This window comes from Pseudoxanthomonas helianthi, assembly GCF_017939625.1.
In the GTDB taxonomy this organism is placed as follows: Bacteria; Pseudomonadota; Gammaproteobacteria; order Xanthomonadales; family Xanthomonadaceae; genus Pseudoxanthomonas_A; species Pseudoxanthomonas_A helianthi.
In genome coordinates this window covers 463,444-473,136 of record NZ_JAGKTC010000002.1, presented here as the reverse complement: position 1 = coordinate 473,136, position 9,693 = coordinate 463,444, and the positions used below count along the sequence as shown (strand labels likewise).

Genomic DNA, 9,693 nt, shown 5'->3' with positions numbered 1-9,693 from the left:
ACGCTGCGGGCACTTGTCCAGCGCCGGCGAGGCACTCTTGTAGGTTTCCGGGCTGCGCGGCTTGCGCACGAGCTGGTTGATTGTTGCCATCTGGAACTCTTTGATGAGGGCGCGAAGGCCGCTGCGGTGAGAAAACAAACGGCGAGCCGCTGGATCCGGCTCACCGAGACGAAAAAGTATAGCCCGCGTTCGACGTTACCGTCAACGCGAGCCATCCAAACCCTTCGGTCCAAGGGCGCGGTCCGCGCACTTGCCGATGGGTTTACTACCTGCGATCCCGCCCTGCCCTGGGCCGAACACGAGCCGCCTCCAAGCGTCTCATTTCGTGATCTGGGAGTCCCTGCCGGGCTCCTAACTTGTTAATTGTACGTAACTTCCCACGGAATGCCAACCCTCGGGCCGGCATTCCGGGTTACCGGCCTTCTCAGGACGCGGATTCCTCGCTCGCCTCGGCGGCCGGGGAGGCCTCCTGCTCGACTTCCGTCGCGGCGACGCCGCCGGCCAGGGCTTCCATCTCCGACTCGGTCAGCCCGGAGGCGTTCTTGCGGCGCTGGCTGTGGTAGGCCAGGCCGGTGCCGGCCGGGATCAGGCGACCGACGATCACGTTCTCCTTCAGGCCGCGCAGGCTGTCGCGGGTACCGCGCACGGCGGCCTCGGTCAGCACGCGGGTGGTCTCCTGGAACGAGGCCGCGGAGATGAACGACTCGGTCGCCAGCGAGGCCTTGGTGATGCCCAGCAGGACCGGATCGGCCTTGGCGGGCAGCTCGTTGCGGGCGGCCAGTCGGGCGTTCTCTTCGATCAGGCGCTGCTTCTCGACCTGCTCGCCGGCCAGGAACTTGCTGTTGCCGGCGTCGGTGATCTCGACCTTGCGCAGCATCTGGCGGGTGATCACCTCGATGTGCTTGTCGTTGATCTTCACGCCCTGCAGGCGGTACACGTCCTGGATTTCCTTGACCAGATAGGCGGCCAGCGGCTCGACGCCGAGCAGGCGCAGGATGTCCTGCGGGCTCGGTTCGCCGTCGACGATGGTTTCGCCCTTGGACACGTGCTCGCCTTCGAACACGGTGATGGCGCGGTACTTCGGAATCAGTTCCTCGTGCTCGCTGCCGTCGGTGTCCTTGATGATCAGGCGCTGCTTGCCCTTGGTGTCCTTGCCGAAGCTGACCACGCCCGAACGCTCGGCCAGGATCGCCGGATCCTTGGGCTTGCGCGCTTCGAACAGGTCAGCCACGCGCGGCAGACCACCGGTGATGTCGCGGGTCTTCGACGCTTCCTGCGGCACCTTGGTGACCACGTCGCCCACGCCGACGGCGGCGCCGTCCTGCAGGGTGACGACCGAACGCGGCGGCAGCAGGTACTGCGCCGGCAGGTCGGTGCCCGGGATGTTGAGGTCCTTGCCGTCCTTGTCGACGATGCGGACGATCGGGCGCAGGTCCTTGCCGGTCGAGCCGCGACGCTTCGGATCAGTGATCTCGCGCGAAGCCAGGCCGGTCAGTTCGTCGGTCTTCTCGATGACGGTGACGCCGTCGACGAAGTCGATGAAGCGGACGAAGCCAGCCACTTCCGACACGATCGGGTGGTTGTGCGGATCCCAGTTGGCGACCTGCTGGCCGGCCTTGACCTCGGCGCCGTCCTTGACGGCGATGGTCGCGCCGTACGGCAGCTTGTAGCGCTCGCGCTCGCGGCCGTGGGCATCGAGCACCGAGATTTCGCCCGAGCGCGACACCGCGACCAGGTTACCGCTGGTCTGTTCGACGAACTTGAGGTTGTTGAACTTGACCGAACCGGTGGTCTTCACCGTGACGTTATCCACCGCCGCCGCACGCGAAGCCGCGCCGCCGATGTGGAAGGTACGCATGGTCAGCTGGGTGCCGGGCTCGCCGATCGACTGCGCGGCGATGACGCCGACCGCTTCGCCGATGTTGACGATGTGGCCACGGGCCAGGTCGCGGCCGTAGCAGTGGCTGCACACGCCGAATTCGGATTCGCAGGTGATGGTGGAACGCACCTTCACCGACTGCACGCCGGCGTCTTCCAGCTTCTGCACCCAGACTTCGTCCAGCAGGGTGTTGCGGGTGACGATCGGATCCTCGTCGTTGCCCGGCAGGAACACGTCCTCGGCCACGATGCGGCCCAGCACGCGGTCCTTCAGCGCCTCGACCACGTCGCCGCCTTCGACGATCGGGGTCATGGTCAGGCCCTCGCGGGTGCCGCAATCGACTTCGGTGATCACCACGTCCTGGGCCACGTCGACCAGGCGGCGGGTCAGGTAACCCGAGTTCGCCGTCTTCAACGCGGTATCGGCCAGGCCCTTACGGGCGCCGTGGGTGGAGTTGAAGTACTCCTGCACGTTCAGGCCTTCGCGGAAGTTCGCCTTGATCGGCGTCTCGATGATCGAGCCGTCGGGACGGGCCATCAGGCCGCGCATGCCGGCCAACTGGCGGATCTGCGCCTGCGAACCGCGCGCGCCCGAGTCGGCCATGATGTACAGCGAGTTCATCGACTTCTGGTCGATGGTCTCGCCCTTGGCGTTCTGCACCTTGTCGGTGCCGATGGTGTCCATCATCGCCTTGGCGATGCGCTCGTTGGTGCGCGACCAGATGTCGACCACCTTGTTGTAGCGCTCGCCCGCGGTGACCAGGCCCGACTGGTACTGTTCCTGGATCTCCAGCACTTCCTGCTCGGCTTCGCCGAGGATGCCCTTCTTCTCGACCGGGATCAGCATGTCGTCGATGCCGATCGACACGCCGGCGCGGGTCGCGTAGGCGAAGCCGGTGTACATCAGCTTGTCGGCGAACACCACGGTGTCCTTCAGGCCGAGCATGCGGTAGCTGGAGTTGATCAGGCGGCTGATCGCCTTCTTGTTCAGCTCGGTGTTGGCCAGTGCGAACGGCAGGCCGTCCGGCAGGATTTCGGCCAGCAGCGCGCGGCCGACCGTGGTGTCGACGATCGAGGTCTTCCTCGAACGCGAACCGTCCTCGGCGATCACCGTCTCGGTGATGCGCACCTTGACCTTGGCGTGCAGCTCGGCCGCCTTGTTGTCGTAGGCGCGCTTCACTTCGGCGATGTTGGCGAACACCATGCCCTCGCCCGTCTTGTTCTCCAGGGCGCGGGTCATGTAGTACAGGCCCAGCACCACGTCCTGCGACGGCACGATGATCGGCTCGCCGTTGGCCGGCGACAGGATGTTGTTGGACGACATCATCAGCGCGCGCGCTTCCAGCTGCGCTTCCAGCGACAGCGGCACGTGCACGGCCATCTGGTCGCCGTCGAAGTCGGCGTTGAACGCGGTGCAGACCAGCGGATGCAGCTGGATCGCCTTGCCTTCGATCAGGACCGGCTCGAACGCCTGGATGCCGAGGCGGTGCAGGGTCGGGGCGCGGTTCAACAGCACCGGATGCTCACGAATCACCTCTTCGAGGATGTCCCACACCTCGGCTTCTTCACGCTCGACCAGCTTCTTCGCGGCCTTGATCGTGGTGGCCAGGCCGCGACGCTGCAGCTTGGCGAACACGAACGGCTTGAACAGCTCCAGCGCCATCTTCTTCGGCAGGCCGCACTGGTGCAGCTTGAGGTACGGGCCGACCACGATGACCGAGCGGCCCGAGTAGTCGACGCGCTTGCCGAGCAGGTTCTGGCGGAAACGGCCCTGCTTGCCCTTGATCATGTCGGCCAGCGACTTCAGCGGGCGCTTGTTGGTGCCGGTGATGGCGCGGCCGCGGCGGCCGTTGTCCATCAGCGCGTCGACCGACTCCTGCAGCATGCGCTTTTCGTTGCGCACGATGATGTCCGGCGCGTTCAGCTCGAGCAGGCGGCGCAGGCGGTTGTTGCGGTTGATGACGCGGCGGTACAGGTCGTTGAGGTCGGAGGTCGCGAAGCGGCCGCCGTCCAGGGGGACCAGCGGACGCAGGTCCGGCGGCAGCACCGGCAGCACGGTCATGACCATCCACTCGGGGCGGTTGCCCGACTCGAGGAAGGCTTCGACCAGCTTGATCCGCTTGGTCAGGCGCTTGAGCTTGGTTTCGGAACCGGTGCTGGCGATTTCCTCGCGCAGGGTGACCATTTCCGACTGCAGGTCGATGGTGCGCAGCAGTTCGTAGACCGCCTCGGCGCCCATCGCGGCGTCGAAGTCGTCGCCGTATTCCTGGCGCGCCTGCATGTACTGCTCTTCGGTCAGCAACTGGCGGCGTTCGAGCGAGGTCAGGCCCGGCTCGGTGACCACGTAGGCTTCGAAGTACAGCACGCGCTCGATGTCGCGCAGGGTCATGTCCAGCATCAGGCCGATGCGCGACGGCAGCGACTTCAGGAACCAGATGTGCGCGACCGGCGAGGCCAGGTCGATGTGGCCCATGCGCTCGCGGCGCACCTTGGCCAGGGTCACTTCGGTACCGCACTTCTCGCAGACCACGCCGCGGTGCTTCATGCGCTTGTACTTGCCGCACAGGCACTCGTAGTCCTTGATCGGTCCGAAGATCGCGGCGCAGAACAGGCCGTCGCGCTCGGGCTTGAAGGTGCGGTAGTTGATCGTTTCGGGCTTCTTCACCTCGCCGAACGACCACGAACGGATCAGGTCCGGCGAAGCCAGGCCGATCTTGATCGCGTCGAAATCGACGGTGGTGCGCTGCTGGTTGAACAGGTTGAGCAGGTCTTTCATCTTGTTTCTCCGTCAGGAGGAATTCTGTGTCGGGGCGGGAAGGGAACCACGGGGACGGGCCGGGCGGGATCGCCGCCGGCCCGCGTGCCTCAGTTGTCTTCCAGCTCCATGTTGATGGCCAGGCTGCGGATTTCCTTCACCAGTACGTTGAAGGACTCCGGCATGCCGGCGACCATCTCGTGCTCGCCGTCGACGATGTTCTTGTACATCTGGTTGCGGCCCTGCACGTCGTCCGACTTGACCGTCAGCATTTCCTGCAGGGTGTGCGCCGCGCCGTAGGCTTCCAGCGCCCAGACTTCCATTTCGCCGAAGCGCTGGCCGCCGAACTGCGCCTTGCCGCCCAGCGGCTGCTGGGTGACCAGCGAGTACGGACCGGTGGAACGCGCGTGCATCTTGTCGTCGACCAGGTGGTTCAGCTTCAGGTAGTGCATGTAGCCGACCGTGGTCAGGCGATCGAATGCGTCGCCGGTGCGTCCGTCGTACAGCTGCATCTGGGTCTTGCTGGCGTTGAAGCCGAGCTGCTCGGTCTGCTTGTCGCCGTCCGGGTAGGCCAGGTTCAGCATGTGCTTGATCTCGGCCTCGGCGGCGCCGTCGAACACCGGCGAAGCCATCGGCACGCCGTCGACCAGGTTCTTCGCCAGCGCGATCAGTTCGTCGTCGCTGAACTGGGTCAGGTCGACGCGCTGTTCGCCGGTGAGCTTGCTGTCGTGGTTGTAGATCTGTTCGAGGAAGCCACGCAGGTCCTTGACCGCGGCCTGCGCGTCGAGCATGCGCTGGATGCGCTTGCCCAGGCCCTTCGCGGCCCAGCCCAGGTGCACCTCGAGGATCTGGCCGATGTTCATGCGCGAAGGCACGCCCAGCGGGTTCAGCGCGATGTCGACGGAGGTGCCGTCGGCCATGTACGGCATGTCTTCCACCGGCACCACGTTGGACACGACGCCCTTGTTGCCGTGGCGGCCGGCCATCTTGTCGCCCGGCTGGATGCGGCGCTTCACTGCCAGGAACACCTTGACCATCTTCAGCACGCCCGGGGCGAGCTCGTCGCCCTGGGTGATCTTGCCGCGCTTGTCGGCGAAGCGCTTCTCGAATTCCTTCTCGTGCGCCTGGATCTGCTTCTGCGCTCGCTCGATGGCCTCGGACGCGTCGTCGTCCTTCATCCGGAGCTGGAACCAGTCGGCCTTCTTCAACCCGTCGAGGAAGGCGTCGGTGACGGTGTCGCCCTTCTTCAGGCCGGCGCCGCCGTTGGCGACCTTGCCGACGATCTGCGAACGCAGGCGGGCGTAGATCGCGCCTTCGAGGATGCGGAACTGGTCGTCGAAGTCCTTCTTGACCCGCTTGATCTCGCTGTCCTCGATCTGGCGGGCGCGCTTGTCCTTCTCGATGCCGTCGCGGGTGAACACCTGCACGTCGATGACCACGCCGTCCATGCCCGGGGGCACGCGCAGCGAGCTGTCCTTAACGTCCGAGGCCTTCTCGCCGAAGATCGCGCGCAGCAGCTTCTCTTCCGGGGTCAGCTGGCTTTCGCCCTTGGGCGTGACCTTGCCGACCAGGATGTCGCCGGCACGCACCTCGGCGCCGATGTAGACCACGCCGGATTCGTCGAGGCGGTTCAGCGCGCTTTCCGACACGTTGGGGATGTCGGCGGAGATTTCCTCCGGCCCCAGCTTGGTGTCGCGCGCCTGCACGGTCAGTTCTTCGATGTGGATCGTGGTGTAGCGATCCTCCTCGACCACGCGCTCGGAGAGCAGGATCGAGTCTTCGAAGTTGTAGCCGTTCCACGGCATGAACGCGATCAGCATGTTCTGGCCCAGCGCCAGTTCGCCGATGTCGGTCGAGGGACCGTCGGCCAGCACGTCGCCGCGCGCGATCACGTCGCCCACGTTGACCAGCGGACGCTGGTTGATGCAGGTGTTCTGGTTGGAGCGGGTGTACTTGATCAACGAGTAGATATCGACGCCGGCATCGTGTTCGCCGGAGATCTCGTTCTCGTTGGCCTTGACCACGATGCGGCCGGCATCGACCTGCTCGACCACGCCGCCGCGCTTGGCGTTCACGGTCACGCCCGAGTCGCGCGCCACGGCGCGCTCGATGCCGGTGCCGACCAGCGGCTTCTGCGCCTTCAGCGTCGGCACGGCCTGGCGCTGCATGTTCGCGCCCATCAGCGCGCGGTTGGCGTCGTCGTGCTCGAGGAACGGCACCAGCGCGGCCGCGATCGACACGGTCTGCATCGGCGACACGTCCATGAAGTGCACTTCCGCCGGCGGCTTCAGCAACGATTCGCCCTGGTAACGGCACGGCACGAACTGCTCGGTCAGCTTGCCCTTGGCGTCGTGCAGCGCATTGGCCTGGGCGATGACGAACTCGTTCTCCTCGATCGCCGACAGGTATTCGACCTCGTCGGTGATCATGCCGTCGACGACCTTGCGGTACGGGGTCTCGAGGAAGCCGTACTTGTTGGTTCGCGCGTACACGGCCAGCGAGTTGATCAGGCCGATGTTCGGGCCTTCCGGCGTCTCGATGGTGCAGACGCGGCCGTAATGGGTCGGGTGCACGTCGCGCACTTCGAAGCCGGCGCGTTCGCGGGTCAGGCCGCCCGGGCCCAGCGCGGAGACGCGGCGCTTGTGCGTCACTTCCGACAGCGGGTTGTTCTGGTCCATGAACTGCGACAGCTGCGACGAGCCGAAGAACTCCTTCATCGCCGCCGCGACCGGCTTGGCGTTGATCAGTTCCTGCGGGGTCAGGCCTTCGGACTCGGCCATCGACAGGCGTTCCTTCACGGCGCGCTCGACGCGCACCAGGCCCACGCGGAAGGTGTTCTCGGCCATCTCGCCGACCGAACGCACGCGGCGGTTGCCCAGGTGGTCGATGTCGTCGACCACGCCGCGACCGTTGCGGATCTCGGTCAACACGTGGATGACGTCGAGGATGTCGGAAGTGTCGCCTTGCGCGGCGACCAGCTTGTTGACTTCCTCGTCCTTGCCGTTCTTGTACTCGCTGAAGTACTTGTGGTCGTACAGCACGGCCGGGCCGGTGACTTCGCGGCGGCCGATGCGGCGGTTGAACTTCATCCGGCCCACGGCCGACAGGTCGTAGCGCTCGAAGGTGAAGAACAGGTTGTGGAACAAGTTCTCGGCCGCGTCCTTGGTCGGCGGCTCGCCCGGACGCATCATCCGGTAGATTTCCACCAGCGCCTCGAGCTTGGTCTTGGTCGCGTCGATGCGCAGGGTGTTGGACAGGTACGGGCCGCGATCGAGGTCGTTGACCCACAGCGTGCCGACCGAAGCCACGCCGGCCTTGCGGAACTTGGCCAGCTGGTCTTCGCTGATCTCGTCGTTGGCGTTGGCCAGCAACTCGCCGGTGTTGGCGTCGATCACGTCGTGCGACAGAATGCGACCGACCAGGTATTCGTCCGGAACGGCCAGCGCGGAGATGCCGGACTGTTCGAGCTGCTTGACGTGGCGCGCGGTGATGCGCTTGCCGGCTTCGACGATGACCTTGTCGCCGTCGGCCAGGTCGAAGTTCAGGGTTTCGCCGCGCAGGCGCTCGGCCACCAGTTCCAGCTCCACGCCTTCGGGCAGGATGTGGAAGGTGTTGATGTCGAAGAATGCGTTGAGCATTTCCTCGTTGCTGTAGCCCAGCGCGCGCAGCAGCACGGTCACCGGCAACTTGCGGCGACGGTCGATGCGGGTGAACAGCGCGTCCTTCGGGTCGAACTCGAAGTCCAGCCAGGAGCCGCGGTAAGGAATGATGCGGGCGCTATAGAGCAGCTTGCCCGAGCTGTGGGTCTTGCCGCGGTCATGGTCGAAGAACACACCCGGCGAGCGGTGCAGCTGGGAGACGATGACGCGCTCGGTGCCGTTGACGATGAAGGTGCCGTTGTCGGTCATCAGCGGGACTTCGCCCAGGTAGACCTCCTGCTCCTTCACGTACTTGATCGCCTTGGTCGACGACTCGCGGTCGTAGATCACCAGGCGCACGGTCACGCGCAGCGGCGCGCCGTAGCTCAGGCCGCGGTTGCGGCACTCGCGCTCGTCGAACACCGGCTCGCCCAGCTTGTAGCCGACGTATTCCAGCGCGGCGTTGCCGCTGTAGCTGACGATCGGGAACACCGACTTCAGCGCGGCGTGCAGGCCATGGTCGGCGCGCTTGGACGGTTCGACATGCTCCTGCAGGAATTCGCGGTAGGAATCGACCTGGATCGCGAGCAGGAACGGCACTTCCAGGATCGAGCGCTGCTTGCCGAAATCCTTGCGGATGCGCTTCTTCTCGGTGAACGAATACGTCGTCATTGTCTATGCCTCGGGCATCTTGGGAACCGCAGGGGGTTCCGGGGGAACGCTGCGCGCGAAACGCCGCGCGAACGGGAAATCGTCAGTTGGAAGCCGCTGGTATTGCCGGCACCAGCACGCCTGTCTGAATCTGCTTCCAACTACCAACTCGGGTTTTGGGTATTGCCTTGCAACAGTGGATCTTCAACAACGGCCAAAGGCCAGGGGCTTCCGCCCCCGGCCTTGGCTTGCCATCACGATGTCGCTGCGATGGCGGATTTTGCTTTTGCTGCTTTCAAGTTCTGGAGGAACCTGTTGGAGACACTGGATCCCCGCCTGCGCGGGGATGATGCAATGGCCGAGGCGGTTGCGCTTAAGCGCAACCGCGCCATTGCGTCACTTGACCTCGACGGTCGCGCCAGCGGCTTCCAGGTCCTTCTTGAACTTCTCGGCGTCTTCCTTCGAAACGCCTTCCTTGACCGTGCCACCGGCTTCGGTCAGGTCCTTGGCTTCCTTCAGGCCCAGGCCGGTGATGCCGCGGACGGCCTTGATCACTTCGACCTTCTTGTCGCCGGCCGACTTCAGCACGACGGTGAACTCGGTCTGCTCTTCGGCGGCCGGACCAGCGGCGACCGGGCCGGCGGCCACGGCGACCGGGGCGGCGGCGGAGACGCCGAACTTATCTTCGATGGCCTTGACCAGCTCCATCACTTCCATCAGGGACTTTTCGGCGATCGCGTCGACGATCTGTTCGTTGGTAAGGGACATGCT

At 65.2% G+C, this 9,693-nt stretch carries 3 protein-coding genes and 1 pseudogene; all 4 read right to left on the bottom strand.

From position 1 onward, the window contains the following. Positions 1 to 90 (bottom strand): annotated as a pseudogene (locus tag J5837_RS09900) (30S ribosomal protein S12); the annotation flags it as partial. Positions 91 to 424: 334 nt separating this feature from the next. After that, positions 425 to 4,654, bottom strand: coding sequence for a DNA-directed RNA polymerase subunit beta' (gene rpoC / locus J5837_RS09895; RefSeq protein WP_210536593.1), 4,230 nt, complete (start codon positions 4,652 to 4,654; stop codon positions 425 to 427). 89 nt (positions 4,655 to 4,743) lie between these two features. After that, positions 4,744 to 8,943 carry a DNA-directed RNA polymerase subunit beta gene (rpoB, locus tag J5837_RS09890; protein WP_210536592.1) on the bottom strand — a complete coding sequence of 1,400 codons (4,200 nt, stop codon included), beginning with the start codon at positions 8,941 to 8,943 and terminating at the stop codon, positions 4,744 to 4,746. Between the two features lie 375 nt (positions 8,944 to 9,318). Then, positions 9,319 to 9,690, bottom strand: coding sequence for a 50S ribosomal protein L7/L12 (rplL, locus tag J5837_RS09885; RefSeq protein ID WP_210536591.1), 372 nt, complete (start codon positions 9,688 to 9,690; stop codon positions 9,319 to 9,321). Between the last annotated feature and the right edge of the window lie 3 nt (positions 9,691 to 9,693).

What these genes read in the sequence shown, in the direction of transcription:
- rplL (WP_210536591.1), bottom strand. Translation starts at nt 9,690, where the DNA reads ATGTCCCTTACCAACGAACAGATCGTCGACGCGATCGCCGAAAAGTCC.
- rpoB (WP_210536592.1), bottom strand. Translation starts at nt 8,943, where the DNA reads ATGACGACGTATTCGTTCACCGAGAAGAAGCGCATCCGCAAGGATTTC.
- rpoC (WP_210536593.1), bottom strand. Translation starts at nt 4,654, where the DNA reads ATGAAAGACCTGCTCAACCTGTTCAACCAGCAGCGCACCACCGTCGAT.